Here is a 15,148-nt window from a genome sequence, read left to right on the forward strand (position 1 = left end):
CTTTAATTAAAATTTTTTAAGCTTGTACATTTTTAACATATATCATCCCAATTTCTTCTAGTATTAATGTTTATAATATTAGTATTGTCACGTCTATTTCCTAAAAGAAAACCTAAGCCAAGTCCTAAAATAGGATTTATTCCCAGCAAAGGAGCTAATCCAACTCCTAGTAAATAATTGTTTAAATTATTACCGTAATAGTTTGACCTTCCATAGTACTGATTTTCTGTATCATAAGAATAATCATAGTATCTTCCATTGTAGTAATTAGGCATTATATTTCCCTCCTCTCCTGTGTTTCTTAAGAGAACATAAAAATTATCAATCTTTATGCCTCCTATATATTTTTGATATATATTATTCACACTTATGATATTTGGTGCATTATTAAAGAAACTTATAAAATTTTTGTAAGTTAAAAAATATATTTAAAATAGTGTATAATAATATGTATATAAAATTATAAAACGGAGGAGGGGTTTGATGTTATTTGATAGTCATATTCATACAGAATTTTCAACTGATTCAAAAATGTGGATAAGTGAAGCCATAGAAAAAGCTGAAGAATTAAATATTGGACTTATACTTACAGAACATATGGATATTAATTATCCTGAAAAAGACAGTTTTATTTTTAGTCCTGAGGAATATTTTAAAGAGTATGAAAAATATAAAAGCAATAAGCTGCTTCTTGGAATCGAATTAGGAATGCAGCCAAACTGTGTTCTTGAAGGTAAAAAAATTATTGAAAAATACCCTTTTGACTACGTGCTTGGCTCCATTCATTTAGTAGACGGAATTGATATTTATTTAGAAAATTATTATAAAGGAAGAAGTAAAAAAGAAACCTTTGAAATGTATTTTAAATTCATGCTGGACTGCTTAAATGCCTACACCTTTATAGATTCTCTTGCTCATATAGATTATATTTCACGATATGCAAGGTATGATGACAGTGAGCTTATTTACGAAGACTTTTATGAATATATAGATGAAATACTAAAAACAGCAGTTCAAAAAAATATAGCTCTTGAAATAAATACTAGAAGGTTCGAAAGTAATAAAAGCATTAGAAATGTTCAAAAAATATATAAAAGATTTTATGAGCTTGGCGGCAGAATAGTTACTTTAGGCTCAGACTCTCATCAAAAAGGGCAGATTGGGTATAAATTAGATATTGCAAAGGATATGGCAGACAGTTGTGGTCTTAAAGCTGTTTATTATAAAAATCGTAAACCAGAATATATTTAAAATTTAAGGGCAGTCTAATAACTGCCCTGCTTTTATTTTATATTTAAAAGGCTCATAACAGAGAAGAAGTGAAATACGCTTCCTCCTATTACAAATAAATGCCATATTCCATGGTTAAAAGCTATTTTATCCTTTACATAAAATAAAGTTCCAACAGTATACAAAACTCCTCCAATGACTAAAAATAAAAAGCCGCTGAAAGTCATCTTTATATATAAAGTTCTTATAGCAATTATTACCATCCAACCCATAACTATATAAAGAACAGTTGAAAGCACATCCTTCTTTCCTGTATAGAAAGCTTTTAAAACAATACCAACAACGGTGCTTGCCCAAATAATTCCAAATATAGTCCATCCTAACGTGCCACGCAGAACTGTCAGGCAAAAAGGGGTATAAGTTCCTGCTATCAGCAGATAAATTGACATATGATCAAATTTTCTAAAAAGTCTTTTAGCCTTCTTATTTGTAAGACTGTGATAAAGAGTTGATTCTAAATATAGTATAACTAAGGTTGAACCAAAAATTGAGAAACTAACTACATGCCATGCTGTTCCCTCAATGGCAGCAAAAACTATTAATAAAACTAAAGCTGCTATAGCAAGCAAAGTTCCCACTCCATGAGTTACCGCATTTGCTATTTCTTCTCCTTTAGTATAAAATTTACCTTCCATAAAAACCTCCTTGAACATATTTATGCATTATAGTTTTAAAAACTACATTGTAATATATACATATTATAACTCATATTTTAAAATAACACCATATAAGACATGCCTATATTTCAAAAAATTATTAAACTTTTTTTAATTCTTTATTTTTTATATGTATTTGAAATTATCCACAACATATTGTGCAAAATGTGTACAACATATTCTACATATTGTTTTGTAAAAAATACCAAGGCAGCTTTCAGGGCTGCCTTTACTTATCTGTTATCCTATTTTATTTATTATCTCCTCTACAGTAAGCTTTAACTGCTCTCCAGTAGACATATTTTTTAAAGTTAATACATTGCTTGCTATTTCATCTTCACCTATTATTATTACATAAGGAATTCCAAGCTTATTTGCATAATTAAGTTTCTTTGCAAATTTTCCTTCCTCAAAATAAACCTCTGTAATTATACCAGCCTTTTTAAGTTCATTAGAAACTTTAATGGAGTAAGAAACATTTTCATCCATAGGTACTACTAAAACCTTAGTCAAAGTTGAAGAAGTACTTTCTTTAAAAAAGCCTGCTTCTTTAAGCTGATAAAACAGTCTGCTTAAACCTATTGATATACCAACGCCAGGAAGCTTTTGCGCAGTATAGTATTCAGCCAAGTTATCGTATCTTCCTCCTGAACAAACTGAGCCTATGCCTGGGTAATCATTTAATATTGTTTCATAAACTGTTCCTGTGTAATAATCAAGTCCTCTTGCTATTTTTAAATCTATCATAAAGTTTTTATCTGGAACTCCAAATTGTCTTATATAGTAAACAACCTTTGAAAGTTCTTGAAGGCCTAAAACAAATTCTTCATTTTGGATATTTAAGTTTTTTAAACCTTCTAAAACTTCGTCACTGCTTCCTGAAATATTTATAAACTGTTCAATTCTTTCTATAGCACCATCACTTAAACCTAATTCCTTAAGTTCATTCTTTACAGCTTCTATTCCTATTTTATCTAGCTTGTCAATAATTCTTAAAGTTTCCATTTTGTTTTCAACGCCCGCTGCATCAAAAAAGCCATTTAAAACCTTTCTGTTATTAATATGAATTGTGAAAGAATCAAAACCTAAATCAGTAAAAGTTGAATAAATAATGCTCGGAATTTCTGCATCGTTTATAATACTCAGTTTTCCATTTCCTATAATGTCTATATCACATTGATAAAACTCTCTAAATCTTCCTTTTTGATTTCTTTCCCCTCTATAAACCTTGCCTATCTGGTATCTTCTGAAAGGAAAGTTAAGTTCATTCATATGCTGAGCTACAAACCTAGCTAAAGGAACAGTTAAGTCAAAACGCAAAGATAAATCACTATCTCCCTTAGTAAATCTGTAAATCTGCTTTTCAGTTTCCCCGCCGCCTTTAGCAAGAAGAACTTCAGACTTTTCAATAACTGGAGTATCTACAGGAATAAAACCATACTTTTCATAATTCTTTCTTATTGTGTCCATCATTTTGTTAAAAGCTATCTGATCAGCTGGAAGCCACTCTATAAAGCCTGGCAGCGTTGATGGTTTAACTATTTGATTAGCCATTTGTTACTTCGCTCCTATCTCTTATAAAAATTACATACGTATAATTTACCACTTTATTATAGTAAAATAAATAGTTTTATTTATTATCTATATTTTAGCATAAATCCTAAGATTTAATCAGCTTTTTGTGAAAATAAACTTAATAAAGCTGGCAGCCGCTAGAAAACACTTAAATATCTAGCGGCTGTCAGCTATTTATTCTTCCTGTGGATTAAAAACATTTTGTATTAAACCTTCCATTGAGGTTTTATTAACTGATACCTCTCTTGCTATTCCTGATGCAGCATTTATAATTTCATTAACCTGCTCTTGAGTTAAATCTTCAATTTTATTTATAATAGAATCTCTCATAGGGCTGCTGCCCAAATGTTCATTTATTGCTATTTTTAAATTGTCTCTATTGCTGTGTTTTTCATTTTTTATAATTTGTGTATCAATACAATAAATAATTTCCTTTGCTTCATTTTCTGTAAACAAACCTTTCCAAGTATTCATGTAATCACTCCCTCTATAAATAAAATCTAATGTTATCATTCTTTATTTAAAAATTTTTTATACATAAAAAACTTGGTAAGGAAATTAGGGACGGTTCTTAATTATTTCATATGGGAAATTAGGTAAATCAGGGACGGTTCTTAATTATTTCATATAAAGTATATTATTATAATAACTGGCAGCTGTATATTAATCAATTAAGTGTTTTAATTTATGTTTTCTTTTATAAATTAAACGCAAAAGATTTTGTATGTTTTTTTCGCATTTTTAAGCTGCTTGTCCACTTTTAGTATATTAAAAACAAATTTTTCTTTTACACTTTTTTTAAAATTTAATTATCTTTGCTTCTACTATAGCTATACAGCTTTATACTTCAAAAAATCTTCCATTATATTTTTATACCGCTCATCTTTTTCAATAAGTTCAACGCCTATATCTTCAAGTTCAGATATCCTTGATAATGTAACCCTTCCTATTATTCTACATATATCTTTATATGTTAAGTCACAGTAGTACCTTATTAAAAATACGAATAATGCCCTGCTCTCTTTTGCTTCCCTCTTGTACTTCCAATGCAGCATCTTTTTATTTGTTTTTGTGTACTCTGCTATAAAATCCATTATATCCTCTGGCTTATAGCCTCTTATAAGTACTGTTCTCTCGCTTCTGTATTCGCTCTTTTCATCTTTAAATTCAAAATATGCCTTCTTATTTTCATTATTGCATATCAAAACAAACTTGTAGTAGTTCTCTCTTGCTTTCTTAACTTTCTTTGAGAAAAATCCCATTATGAATTCTTCATCTACTATTCCAATTGTGTCCTTATTCTTTCCAAGATATATGCCTAATGTTGAATATTTGAAGTTTTCCGGGCATGTTTTGTATTCTTCAATATCAACTGGATTATTGTGTATGTATGCAGAAAGGGTAAAAAGATACCTCTCATTATCCACAATCTTGCTTTTAAATCTGTCCTGAAACACATGTCCGCAGCGTTTATGCCTTGTATTGAAATATTGTGCATAGCACTGGTTTATTCCATGCATGAATTTTGAAATATCAGAGCCGTTTGCATCTATTATAAAGTGACCGTGAGTTGTCATAAGGCAGTAAGCGTATACTTTAAAACCAAACTTTTTTCTATATTTCTTAACAAAAAACAGATATTTGTCCTTGTCGTTATCATCTTTAAACAAGGGGGTATCGCTTATACTTTTAACCATAACATGATAGATTGAATCATAGCTTTTAATACGCTTTGTTCTAGGCATTAATATCAACTCCTTAGTTTGTTTTGTTGATATTTTTACTATAAATAACAATTGTTATTCTATATGAAATATTTAAGAACTGTCCCTAATGGCCCTTTAAGAACTGTCCCTAATGGCCTATTTTAGATGGAAATGTGATCTGGTTCAAATACCTTGAACAAAATTATTCATTCTTTTCGGCGATGTTAGCCAGTAAAGGAGCCCCTTTCTTCCGTAGCAGGTTCCTTGAGTTTATCACCGAAGATATCAAGAATGGATGGGATATAGCGGAGGGCAAAAAACGAGGAATAAGTGAAGATGTTATTATTCAGTTTATCGCGCCAGCTTACGTAGGGATCGTGGAATGGTGGTTTACAAATGGAATGCCTTATCCACCTGATGTTATAGGAAAACAAGTGGGGATGTTGTTAGAGAGTAACCTATCATAATATCTCTTAAGTCGTTAATAAACAAGGAGCAGCTGTATTAGGCAAACTGCTCCTTGCTTTTCATAAGCTACATCACAATGTAAATCCTGGTGTAAAATACTGAGCCAAAGTCCATGTTCAAGGAAAACCTTGGAAAATTCCTTGAAGTTTTCACACCCCTGAAATTCTCACAAATCATAAACAATTACTCTCCCAAAAAAGTCTACGTCATTTGTGGTACGGTTCACCGTTAATAATCCTAAAACCTCTATACACCTGCTCCAGAAGTATCACCCTCATAAGCTGATGGGGAAAAGTCATTTTTGAAAAGGACAATTTATAATCAGCTCTATTTAAAACTTCTTTTGATAACCCTAAGGAACCTCCAATAATAAAGGCAATGTTACTTTCTCCCTTTACTCCTAATTCCTTAATAAAACCAGCCAATTCCTCAGAGGAAAGCATTTTACCTTCTATAGCCAGTGCTATTACATACATGTTGTCTTTTATATGCTTTAAAATTGCTTCTCCCTCTTTTGTCTTAATCTGCATTTCTTCTTTTTCAGAAGCATTGTCTGGAGTTTTTTCATCAGGCAGTTCAATTATCTCAAGCCTGCAGTAGCGAGATAGACGTTTTGTATATTCTGATATGGCGTCTTTTAGATATTTTTCTTTAAGTTTTCCTATTGTTATTATTGTAATATTCATGTGGTTCTCCTTAAGTTATATTCTATATAATAATTATTATTGCCTAGGAAATACTTTATTATATTCTGCAATAAGCAAATCTACCATTCTGCCGTAGCTTTGTACCCCATCTTTTTGTCCATTGGACTTTAAATAAGTATTATTTATATTATTTGAAATGTCCTGAGTGGTACCTTCATACTTTGCCCAGAATTCTGCATCATAGCAAAGATCCTTTTTTACTCCTTCTGAATATAAAGCTTTAAGCTCCTTATATGCTTCTATATCATTTTCTGCTAATGCATTCATAGAATATATAAGCGCAAGCATTACACCTGAATATTGGAAATCTCTGTCTAGATGCATGGAACAGGTTAAATAAGCAATAAAATTTGCTTCATCCTCTCTTGCAAAGCCTCTTTGATGTGCCATTTCATGAGCTGCTGTGCTTGGTAGCATAAAGTCTGTTGAATTTATATTTACATTAGCTTCAGCTGTGTAAGGAATATAGATTCCTGTTATTCCTGTATAGGACATCTTCTCTGATAATAATATTCTTTTGGGAGGTCCATACTTTCCTCCTAAATAGGGATGTATTTTTTCTGCAATTTCATACCCCTTTTCAGCACGCTTAAATACATCCTTGTATCCGCCCTTGATAGTCATTATCCCTTTAGAATCTTCACTAACTGTACCTCTTAAAAAATTCGCTCTAATTATAAGATCTTTACAAAGCATATAAAGCTGCTGCTTTGAAGATTTTTCAATTTTGAGCCCTGAAATTTTATCAAAGGATAATCTATTATAATTAAATCCCCACAAAAGCATAAATAACACATATAGTATAGAGATATAAGAGACAAAATTAGCAAGCTTATTAAAAAAATTTTTACTTCTTATGCTAATTATCAACATTATAAAAAGATATATAAGCATAATTAAAAGAAAAAACACTAGAATTTCTGCAATAGAAAAATGAAAAACTCCTGTAATCAAACTTAAGATTTGCCTGGTTACCTTATTTATTGAATTTGAATAATATTTTTCAACAAAAGCAGGATATCGCTTAAAAATCATATTTAATATAATAGTAAATGGAACCATCATTATAATTATAAGTTTTATTTTAAATTTATAATTCATAATATCTCCTTTTGATGACTATAACAAAGCCCATCTATATAAATATATAAATGGGCTTTTCTTTAAATATTAATTATTTAACTCCGCAGCACTTCTTATACTTTTTACCGCTACCGCATGGACATGGATCATTTCTTCCAACTTTATTTTCATTTACTATAGTCTTTGTTTCTCTCCATTTCACTTGGATTTCCTTTCTCTTTTCTTTAGAGAAAATACCATCCCATTGTGGAAGCTCATATAAATAGTCAGCTTTAGCATCAAGCATATTAAAATATAGTTTTTCAAAGTCTATATTTAATTCTATTTCGGAATCCTCTTGTAAACTTTCTAAATCTAAACTCTCTACAAGACTCTCATTTATTCCGTCTAAAAATCCCATAAAAAACAGACTGGTAGTTCCAAAGTCTTTTGCTAAATCACTTATTTTGCCCTTTAACGCATTTTTATGATTAGCTAAAACTTTACTATATATGTTTTTTTCTATTGCTCCATATTCTTTCCAGAAAGCAACTTCCCCTCTTGTTTTTACATAATCAACAACCATATCTGTCCATTGTTTGTATAGGCTCATATCTCTTATCTCCTTTGTAAGATACTATATTTATAAACTATATAAGATTATACTAATTGTAAACTATTTTTTCAACATAAATTGAATATCTTCTTTAGTAAAAGGCTTTGAAATATCATAATTCCCGCCTAATGAATCTATATCCTTATTATCAACCATAATCTTTACTTTTGTTATAGAAGGCAGCTGTGCCAAAGAAGTAACAATACTTGTTAAACATGCCTTTTCTTTAGCTTCACTCATGGCTACTTTAGCTTCACTGCTTAAGTTAATATAAGCTATACTATCTTTAACAGAAAAGCTTAAAAGCCTTGTTTCCTTTGGAAGAATAGGCTTCAATTTGCTTACATTGGAAGGACCTTTTAAAAGCTCTTGAATTATTATTTCTCCTAAAAGCTCTTCTTTGTTTATAATCCTTTCTTCCTTTGCTGTTTCAGCTTTATTATCCGAGGTAGAATCAAAATATAAGTCTAGTTCTATGCTATTATCTTTTTCATTTGGCAATACTATACTCTTAACTTTTTCTTTGTTATTTATGCTAAGCTTATCCTTTTTCTCACAGCCAATAAACCCTAAGGCAGAAATTATAATAACACATAACAGAAATATTGATAATATTTTTTTCATTATTCTCACCTCTCTGCTAAAACTCCACATAATTACTTGGCATGTCTCTTTTAGCTACAGTAAGTCCTATTTCCTTTTTTACCTGTATGTTTCTCTCTTTAAGAAGGCTAACCACTGTTTGATAAGCAAGTTCAGGATAATTATTAGTTTGACTTAAATGTCCAAGAATAACCCTTTTTCTTTTTCCCCCTGCTATATCCGCTATAGCTTTTGCACAATCTTCATTAGATAAGTGCCCAACATTACTTAAAATTCTTTTCTTTAGATTATATGGATAAGGTCCAAATTTAAGCATCTCTATATCATGATTACTTTCTAATAACAGTACATCTGCATCTTCTATGTTTTTTCTAATGTTTTCTGAAAAATATCCCAAATCTGTAGCAATAGATACTTTTTTCCTGCCTTCATAAACTGAATAACCTTGAGCTAAAGCAGCATCATGAGGTATCTGAAAGCTTACAATATCTAAGTCTTTAATATTCACATGTTCTCCAGTCATAATCTTTATATTATGTTCCTTTATCTTTCCTATAGAACTTTCCATAGCCTTCCATGTAAATTCATTAGCATAAATAGGAACATCATATTTTCTCGATAAAACCCCCACACCCTTAACATGATCTGAATGTTCGTGGGTAACAAAAATACCATCTATCTCAGCTGGATTCTCTCCTATGTCATTTAAAGCTTTTTCTATATTTTTGCCTGGTAATCCAGCATCAATTAATATTTTAGCATTGCTGGAGGATATAAATATGCTGTTACCACTGCTGCCACTATATAATGAACAAAAAATCATAATAAATCCTCCTGTTGCAGGATATGCAAAAGCGTATTAAAGCTTCTTAACAATCCTCTGTCTTTACTCTTCTTATATCTGCACCTAACATCTTAAATTTTTCTTCAATATGAGGATATCCTCTGTCTACATGATCAATACAGGTTACTTCTGTAACACCTTCTGCCATAAGACCTGCTATAACCATAGCCGCACCAGCTCTTAAATCTGTAGCTTTAAGAACCGCACCAGTTAATTGTGAAACTCCATCTATAATAGCAGTACGCCCTTCAACTTTTATATTAGCACCCATTTTTTTAAGCTCATCTACAAATTTAAATCTGCTTTCCCAAATACTTTCATTTACAATACTTCTCCCATGAGATACTGAAAGAAGAGTAGTCATAGGCTGCTGTACATCTGTAGGAAAACCTGGATAAGGGAGCGTTTTAACATTAACTCCTTTTAATCTTCCATTAGCTCTAACTATAATAGAATCCTCATTTTCTATTACCTCAGCGCCCATTTCCATAAGCTTGGCTGATATTGATTCCATATGCTTGGGTATAATATTTCCTACCTCTACTTCTCCTCCACATGCTGCAGCGGCTATCATATATGTACCAGCCTCAATTTGATCTGGAATTACACTATAATTACAGCCCTTAAGTTCTTTTACTCCCACTATTCTTATAACATCAGTACCTGCTCCTTTTATATTGGCTCCCATAGTATTTAAAAAATTTGCTACATCTACCACATGAGGCTCCTTTGCTACATTTTCAAGTACTGTTGTACCTTCTGCCAGTGCTGCTGCCAGCATAACATTAATTGTAGCTCCAACACTAACCACATCAAAAAATATATTTGCCCCAACTAATTTTTCAGCTTTTGCACTAACAACCCCATGTTCAATAGTTACATGAGCTCCTAAGGCTTCAAAACCCTTTATATGCTGGTCAATAGGTCTTACCCCTATAGAGCAGCCTCCAGGAAGAGCCACATTAGCCTGTTTAAATCTGCCAAGAAGAGCTCCTATAAGATAATAGGAAGCTCTCATTCTTCTTACGTCATCTGTATTTGCACAAACACTGTTAATAGCTGTGCTATCTATACTAACTGAATTTTTTCCTTTTATAATTTTGCAGTTAAGACTTTCTATAATTCTTTCAATACACTGCACATCTTCAATCTCAGGAATATTATCTATAACTGCTACACCTTGGCTCGCCATAATAGCCGCTGGTAATATAGCTACAGCAGCATTTTTTGCTCCACTTATATCAATTTTTCCAAATAACTTTCTTCCACCATTAATAACTAGCTTTTCCATGCCAGCACCCATCCTTACTAATTTTTATTTATATGTTAACACATTTAGTAAAATACTGCCTTTTCAGATTAAATTACAAATTTTATTATAACACATTATAAATACTTTAACAAAAACTTTTATATAGCAATTTAAAGGAATTTTCTTCTTATTTAGTGTTAAAAATACATGATGTATTTTACTTTACAATTATATATTAATTGCATAGTGTTTTCTATGGTAAAAATAAGCTTAATAGAAGAATGCTTCCTATAAAATAAAACCTATATTTTTTCAATAGAAAAAAGGCCTTACGGCCTTTTTTATTATTTACTGAAGTTCAAAACTTCCGCAATCAGTACATTCGACAGTATTTGCACCATGCTCATGTTTAATAACTTCTATTTTTTCAAGTGTACAGTAATTAGTATCTTTTGCGTGATATTTACATTCTGATACTGTGCATCCTATACTTGTATTGTGACTCATTGATTGTAATCTGTGTTTCATGCTTTTTCCCTCCATTAACTTTTAAATTATAAGTAGGTTCATAATCAGCTTTTCTAAACTTTTTTACTAAACTACCTATATATAAATTTTAAAACCTCAAATTTAGTATGAGAAAAAATAAATTGTATTATACATAATATAAATGTGATATAATATTGTTATATTTTCAAAAATATATAATTATAGTTATTTACGTGGGTGTTTGGGGGATTAATAATGAAATATTATTTAGTTGCGTTATTTGACACAGAATCTTATGCTGCCATAGAAACTATTCAGAAAAATATTTGTAGAAAGTATAAAATTTATAAAAACGTTCCCATGCTGCATATACCTCTTGAAACTATAGAAGATCCAGATATAGATAAACTTTCAAAAATCCTAACTGATATGCTGAAGCCTTATAAAAAATTTAAGGTAGAAACAAATGGAATTATATGTTTTGACCCACCTTACAAATCAGTTAACTTGAAAATTGAAACCAAAGGATATATAGCCAGACTTGCTAGAACTATAAATGACACTCTTAAACTTCATGGTTTCAATGTTAAAGATAATATAAATAATTGGGACTTGCATGTTTCTCTTGCTAATACTAACTATGCTGTTAAAGATTGGTCTGCAAAAGAATATGCTGCTGCTTGCAGCTGTGCAAAAAAAGATGGATTTTATAGACTTGCCAAAATAGAAAAAATTGAGCTTTGGAAGTCTGTAAATAATAGAAAAGAGCTGCTTGTAAAAAGCTTTCCGCTCAGAGATTTTTAAACTTTTTAATTTAAATAAGGCAACCATTTTATGTAAAAATAGTTGCCTTATTATTTAGTTTATTGTTCTTTCCCACATTCAGGACAAAAGGCTGCCCTTCTCTCCATTTCTGCACCACATTTTTTACATTGTTTTTTATCTTTTAATTTTAATATTTTCTTTTTTAAAGATTCTATTATCTTCTCTATCTTCTCTATTTCCTCACATTTATCTATAAGATTTTTATCATTTATCTTTTTTTCCTTGTAATCTTTATATATCTTATGTCCTATTTTTATACATATATCCTCTATCTTTTTTTCTTCTTGAGATATAGAAATATTAAGCTTTGATATTTCGTATAAAGTTCCGGTTTTTTGAGCTACATTTGAAGCTTCTTCCTCTAAAAACTTTCCAACCTTCGACAAATTATCTATTATAGGCATCTTTTTTTCCTCCTTATTGTAAATATACTTATATTTCTAGTATATGTTAAATAGAAATAGTAGTACCTCATTTAGAATTTATGCATAATTTGCTTTTACATCTAAATTATCTTTTATACTCCACAAATTTATTTTTGTGGAGTATAATAATATGTAGTTTAATATAGTAATAAAATCTAATATATAGTTTCTAAGGTGTGAAAACGGGGTGAAAGTATTTTGAAAAATGAGCCTAACCTAATAAATAATCCTATTGGTTTTTTCGATTCAGGTGTTGGAGGTTTAAGCGTATTAAAGGAAGCCGTTAAGCTTTTACCTAATGAAAATTTCATATATTTTGGCGATTCTAAAAATGCACCTTACGGCACAAAAACTGTCGATGAAGTAAAAAAATTAACTTTTAATGCTGTAGACTTTCTATTATCTAAAGAAGTTAAAGCTATCGTAATAGCTTGCAATACTGCAACTAGTGCAGCTATAGAAGATTTAAGAACTACTTATAAGAATATTCCTATAATAGGAATTGAGCCCGCATTAAAGCCTGCTGTTGAGCTTAAAAAAAACGGAAAAATTATTATAATGGCTACTCCTATGACACTTTCTGAAGCTAAGTTTAATAATCTAATGAACAGCTACAAGAATGAAGCTGATATAGAACCTTTACCTTGTGCTGGATTAGTAGAATTAATAGAAAATGGTTTAATAGAAGGCGCGGAAGTAAATTCTTATCTTAAAAATAAATTAAAACCTTATTTAAAAAGCTCTATAAGCTCCATCGTATTGGGATGTACTCATTATCCTTTTATTAAAAAAGAGCTTTCCAAAATTTTAGATAAAAATACTGAAATAATTGATGGAAGTTTAGGAACTGCAAAACAGTTAAAAAGGCAGCTATCTAATATGAATCTACTAAATAACCAAGCTACTTTAGGAAAAATTGAAATTATAAATTCACTTAATTATAAACATATTATCGATTTAAGTTTTAAGCTGCTTAATTCCTAATACATATCCTAAGGAGGCTTTTTAACCATGGATTTTCCTTATGAACACTTTTTAATCTCCTAGAATACATTAAAAGTATAAATACACAATAGAAATAAGGTGATTAAATTGAAAGTTTTCTGGTTAAAGAAGCCTGCAGAAGAAGATATGCCCATGTTTAGAGGTGCTAAAGAACCACAAAACATATTCAAAATTAACATTGCAGAAGATTATCCCTTTAGATACCTAAGTATTACTAATCCCAATAACAGCAGTTGTATTTGTACTCTGAATAACCTTTACTTTAAATCAAAGGATAATAATATTGTAAAACTTTTTATGGCTGACAGCTTCGACCCTGGTATTAATTTTAAACAAATTGAACAGTTACAAATTGGACATGATAAAAATAATTTATATAAATTAAAGCCAATCGAATTGCTTTCTGTAGAAACAGTTTCAGATACAAATATAAACTTACTGTCTGACAACTATGTACTACTTACCCCTGGTGGAAGCCTGCTTATAGAGACAAAACTCAGCATAAATGAAGCTGAACTTGAATTAAACCTTGCTGTAGAGAAATTTTAACCCTGCAAATGCTGCAGGGTTCTTCATTTTTTTTAGAGTATATTGTATAATTATATTCACTGTGGCAATAAATAGTAAATGTAATGTTAAAATAAAGAATATGGAGGGTAATTCAATGTCAAATCCTATAGTTACTATTAAGATGAAGGATGGAGGAGTTATGAAGGCAGAACTTTATCCAGATATAGCACCAAATACGGTTAAAAATTTTATAAGTCTTATAAATAAAGGGTTCTATAATGGACTTATATTTCACAGAGTAATTCCTGGTTTCATGATTCAAGGAGGAGATCCAAGCGGAAACGGTACAGGAGGTCCTGGATATTCAATTAAAGGTGAATTTAGGGCAAATGGATTTAAAAATGACTTAAAGCATACTACTGGAGTTCTTTCCATGGCTAGAGCTATGAATCCAAATTCAGCTGGAAGTCAATTTTTTATAATGGTAGCAGATGCTCCACATTTAGACGGACAATATGCTGCTTTTGGTAAAATTACAGAAGGAATACAAGTAGCACAGACTATTGTTAACGTAAAAAGAAATTATAATGATAAACCTTATGAGGATCAAATAATGGAGGAAGTTACAGTAGATACTTTTGGCGTAGAATATGGTGAACCAGAAAAAATGTAGCTCTGTAATCCCTCAAAGGAAGGGAGTGAAATGGTATTGAGCAATAATAAGCAAATGCTTGTTTATGGTTTTAATGAGGATGAGAGGTTTTTTTTAGATAAAACTATTGAGGAATTTAAGCTGCCTGCTTACAAAATAATAGAAAAAAGTATGGCTAACATGACAATAAGAGATATACTAAATGGTTTAAAATTAGATACATATGATAAGGAGCTTCCAGATGAAAAAGTAGTTATCTTTAACAATTTTTCAGATGAAGAACTGGACAAAACTGTTAAAGCTATAAGAGCATATAAAAATATTAAACCAATTTTAGCAATAGTAACTCCAAACTCAATTAATTGGGAATTTGAGTCACTGCTAGAACATTTAATTGAAGAAAGAGAACAAGTTAAAAGATATATGCATCAAAAAAATTTAAATTTAGAGAACTCATAATAGA

The 15,148-nt window shown here is 30.4% G+C and carries 20 protein-coding genes; 7 read left to right on the forward strand and 13 right to left on the reverse strand.

Annotated features, from left to right (window positions below; genetic code table 11):
* Positions 1–32: 32 nt before the first annotated feature.
* Positions 33–275 carry a hypothetical protein gene (locus M2651_RS01120; RefSeq protein ID WP_252130481.1) on the reverse strand — a complete coding sequence of 81 codons (243 nt, stop codon included), beginning with the start codon at positions 273–275 and terminating at the stop codon, positions 33–35.
* A gap of 208 nt (positions 276–483) precedes the next feature.
* Here M2651_RS01120 and M2651_RS01125 point away from each other — a divergent pair, with 208 nt between their 5' ends.
* Complete coding sequence (locus M2651_RS01125; RefSeq protein ID WP_252130482.1) at positions 484–1,251, forward strand: histidinol phosphate phosphatase; 768 nt, start codon at positions 484–486, stop codon at positions 1,249–1,251.
* A 32-nt stretch (positions 1,252–1,283) separates the two neighbouring features.
* On the opposite strand, the gene trhA is transcribed toward M2651_RS01125, so the two are convergent.
* From trhA to M2651_RS01145, 4 genes are all read right to left on the reverse strand, one after another.
* Positions 1,284–1,925, reverse strand: a complete 642-nt coding sequence (gene trhA / locus M2651_RS01130; protein WP_252130483.1) for a PAQR family membrane homeostasis protein TrhA — start codon at positions 1,923–1,925, stop codon at positions 1,284–1,286.
* Positions 1,926–2,186: 261 nt separating this feature from the next.
* A complete protein-coding gene (gene hisS / locus M2651_RS01135) occupies positions 2,187–3,500 on the reverse strand; it encodes a histidine--tRNA ligase (RefSeq protein WP_252130484.1) in 1,314 nt (437 codons plus the stop codon).
* Positions 3,501–3,695: 195 nt separating this feature from the next.
* The gene (locus tag M2651_RS01140; protein WP_252130485.1) at positions 3,696–3,995 is read right to left on the reverse strand and encodes a hypothetical protein; all 300 of its coding nucleotides are present in this window, start codon (positions 3,993–3,995) and stop codon (positions 3,696–3,698) included.
* A gap of 356 nt (positions 3,996–4,351) precedes the next feature.
* Positions 4,352–5,266, reverse strand: coding sequence for a transposase (locus tag M2651_RS01145; RefSeq protein WP_252130486.1), 915 nt, complete (start codon positions 5,264–5,266; stop codon positions 4,352–4,354).
* Between the two features lie 134 nt (positions 5,267–5,400).
* On the opposite strand from M2651_RS01145, the gene M2651_RS14390 reads away from it, so the two are divergent.
* Positions 5,401–5,694 (forward strand): TetR-like C-terminal domain-containing protein, encoded by a 294-nt coding sequence (locus M2651_RS14390; RefSeq protein ID WP_350338264.1) that lies wholly within the window; start codon positions 5,401–5,403, stop codon positions 5,692–5,694.
* 207 nt (positions 5,695–5,901) lie between these two features.
* On the opposite strand, the gene rlmH is transcribed toward M2651_RS14390, so the two are convergent.
* From rlmH to M2651_RS01180, 7 genes are all read right to left on the reverse strand, one after another.
* Positions 5,902–6,381, reverse strand: a complete 480-nt coding sequence (gene rlmH / locus M2651_RS01150) for a 23S rRNA (pseudouridine(1915)-N(3))-methyltransferase RlmH (RefSeq protein WP_252130487.1) — start codon at positions 6,379–6,381, stop codon at positions 5,902–5,904.
* Between the two features lie 36 nt (positions 6,382–6,417).
* The gene (locus tag M2651_RS01155; protein WP_252130488.1) at positions 6,418–7,503 is read right to left on the reverse strand and encodes a DUF3810 domain-containing protein; all 1,086 of its coding nucleotides are present in this window, start codon (positions 7,501–7,503) and stop codon (positions 6,418–6,420) included.
* Positions 7,504–7,576: 73 nt separating this feature from the next.
* Positions 7,577–8,077, reverse strand: a complete 501-nt coding sequence (locus tag M2651_RS01160; RefSeq protein ID WP_252130489.1) for an SEC-C metal-binding domain-containing protein — start codon at positions 8,075–8,077, stop codon at positions 7,577–7,579.
* 63 nt (positions 8,078–8,140) lie between these two features.
* Entirely contained in the window at positions 8,141–8,704 is a 564-nt protein-coding gene (locus tag M2651_RS01165; RefSeq protein WP_252130490.1) for a GerMN domain-containing protein, read from the reverse strand.
* Positions 8,705–8,720: 16 nt separating this feature from the next.
* Positions 8,721–9,506: an MBL fold metallo-hydrolase gene (locus M2651_RS01170; RefSeq protein ID WP_252130491.1), complete on the reverse strand. Its 786-nt coding sequence runs from the start codon at positions 9,504–9,506 to the stop codon at positions 8,721–8,723.
* 46 nt (positions 9,507–9,552) lie between these two features.
* A complete protein-coding gene (gene murA / locus M2651_RS01175) occupies positions 9,553–10,818 on the reverse strand; it encodes a UDP-N-acetylglucosamine 1-carboxyvinyltransferase (RefSeq protein ID WP_252130492.1) in 1,266 nt (421 codons plus the stop codon).
* A 309-nt stretch (positions 10,819–11,127) separates the two neighbouring features.
* On the reverse strand, positions 11,128–11,286 hold the full coding sequence (locus tag M2651_RS01180; RefSeq protein ID WP_252130528.1) for a DUF1540 domain-containing protein: 159 nt from the start codon (positions 11,284–11,286) through the stop codon (positions 11,128–11,130).
* Positions 11,287–11,523: 237 nt separating this feature from the next.
* On the opposite strand from M2651_RS01180, the gene M2651_RS01185 reads away from it, so the two are divergent.
* On the forward strand, positions 11,524–12,072 hold the full coding sequence (locus tag M2651_RS01185; protein ID WP_252130493.1) for a 2'-5' RNA ligase family protein: 549 nt from the start codon (positions 11,524–11,526) through the stop codon (positions 12,070–12,072).
* A gap of 59 nt (positions 12,073–12,131) precedes the next feature.
* On the opposite strand, the gene M2651_RS01190 is transcribed toward M2651_RS01185, so the two are convergent.
* Positions 12,132–12,497, reverse strand: a complete 366-nt coding sequence (locus M2651_RS01190) for a zinc-ribbon domain-containing protein (RefSeq protein WP_252130494.1) — start codon at positions 12,495–12,497, stop codon at positions 12,132–12,134.
* Positions 12,498–12,716: 219 nt separating this feature from the next.
* Here M2651_RS01190 and murI point away from each other — a divergent pair, with 219 nt between their 5' ends.
* From murI to M2651_RS01210, 4 genes are all read left to right on the forward strand, one after another.
* Positions 12,717–13,502, forward strand: a complete 786-nt coding sequence (gene murI / locus M2651_RS01195) for a glutamate racemase (protein ID WP_252130495.1) — start codon at positions 12,717–12,719, stop codon at positions 13,500–13,502.
* 108 nt (positions 13,503–13,610) lie between these two features.
* Positions 13,611–14,072 carry a hypothetical protein gene (locus M2651_RS01200; protein ID WP_252130496.1) on the forward strand — a complete coding sequence of 154 codons (462 nt, stop codon included), beginning with the start codon at positions 13,611–13,613 and terminating at the stop codon, positions 14,070–14,072.
* A gap of 115 nt (positions 14,073–14,187) precedes the next feature.
* The gene (locus M2651_RS01205) at positions 14,188–14,706 is read left to right on the forward strand and encodes a peptidylprolyl isomerase (protein ID WP_252130497.1); all 519 of its coding nucleotides are present in this window, start codon (positions 14,188–14,190) and stop codon (positions 14,704–14,706) included.
* 36 nt (positions 14,707–14,742) lie between these two features.
* Entirely contained in the window at positions 14,743–15,144 is a 402-nt protein-coding gene (locus tag M2651_RS01210) for a DUF3783 domain-containing protein (protein ID WP_252130498.1), read from the forward strand.
* Positions 15,145–15,148: the final 4 nt, after the last annotated feature.

This window comes from Clostridium caldaquaticum (genome assembly GCF_023806125.1).
GTDB classification, from domain to species: domain Bacteria; phylum Bacillota; class Clostridia; order Clostridiales; family Clostridiaceae; genus Clostridium_AT; species Clostridium_AT caldaquaticum.

What these genes read in the sequence shown, in the direction of transcription:
- M2651_RS01180 (WP_252130528.1), bottom strand. Translation starts at nt 11,286, where the DNA reads ATGAGTCACAATACAAGTATAGGATGCACAGTATCAGAATGTAAATAT.
- M2651_RS01160 (WP_252130489.1), bottom strand. Translation starts at nt 8,077, where the DNA reads ATGAGCCTATACAAACAATGGACAGATATGGTTGTTGATTATGTAAAA.
- M2651_RS01205 (WP_252130497.1), top strand. Translation starts at nt 14,188, where the DNA reads ATGTCAAATCCTATAGTTACTATTAAGATGAAGGATGGAGGAGTTATG.
- M2651_RS01145 (WP_252130486.1), bottom strand. Translation starts at nt 5,266, where the DNA reads ATGCCTAGAACAAAGCGTATTAAAAGCTATGATTCAATCTATCATGTT.
- murA (WP_252130492.1), bottom strand. Translation starts at nt 10,818, where the DNA reads ATGGAAAAGCTAGTTATTAATGGTGGAAGAAAGTTATTTGGAAAAATT.
- hisS (WP_252130484.1), bottom strand. Translation starts at nt 3,500, where the DNA reads ATGGCTAATCAAATAGTTAAACCATCAACGCTGCCAGGCTTTATAGAG.
- rlmH (WP_252130487.1), bottom strand. Translation starts at nt 6,381, where the DNA reads ATGAATATTACAATAATAACAATAGGAAAACTTAAAGAAAAATATCTA.
- M2651_RS01155 (WP_252130488.1), bottom strand. Translation starts at nt 7,503, where the DNA reads ATGAATTATAAATTTAAAATAAAACTTATAATTATAATGATGGTTCCA.
- M2651_RS01140 (WP_252130485.1), bottom strand. Translation starts at nt 3,995, where the DNA reads ATGAATACTTGGAAAGGTTTGTTTACAGAAAATGAAGCAAAGGAAATT.
- M2651_RS01190 (WP_252130494.1), bottom strand. Translation starts at nt 12,497, where the DNA reads ATGCCTATAATAGATAATTTGTCGAAGGTTGGAAAGTTTTTAGAGGAA.
- M2651_RS01125 (WP_252130482.1), top strand. Translation starts at nt 484, where the DNA reads ATGTTATTTGATAGTCATATTCATACAGAATTTTCAACTGATTCAAAA.
- trhA (WP_252130483.1), bottom strand. Translation starts at nt 1,925, where the DNA reads ATGGAAGGTAAATTTTATACTAAAGGAGAAGAAATAGCAAATGCGGTA.
- M2651_RS01170 (WP_252130491.1), bottom strand. Translation starts at nt 9,506, where the DNA reads ATGATTTTTTGTTCATTATATAGTGGCAGCAGTGGTAACAGCATATTT.
- M2651_RS01120 (WP_252130481.1), bottom strand. Translation starts at nt 275, where the DNA reads ATGCCTAATTACTACAATGGAAGATACTATGATTATTCTTATGATACA.
- M2651_RS01165 (WP_252130490.1), bottom strand. Translation starts at nt 8,704, where the DNA reads ATGAAAAAAATATTATCAATATTTCTGTTATGTGTTATTATAATTTCT.
- M2651_RS01185 (WP_252130493.1), top strand. Translation starts at nt 11,524, where the DNA reads ATGAAATATTATTTAGTTGCGTTATTTGACACAGAATCTTATGCTGCC.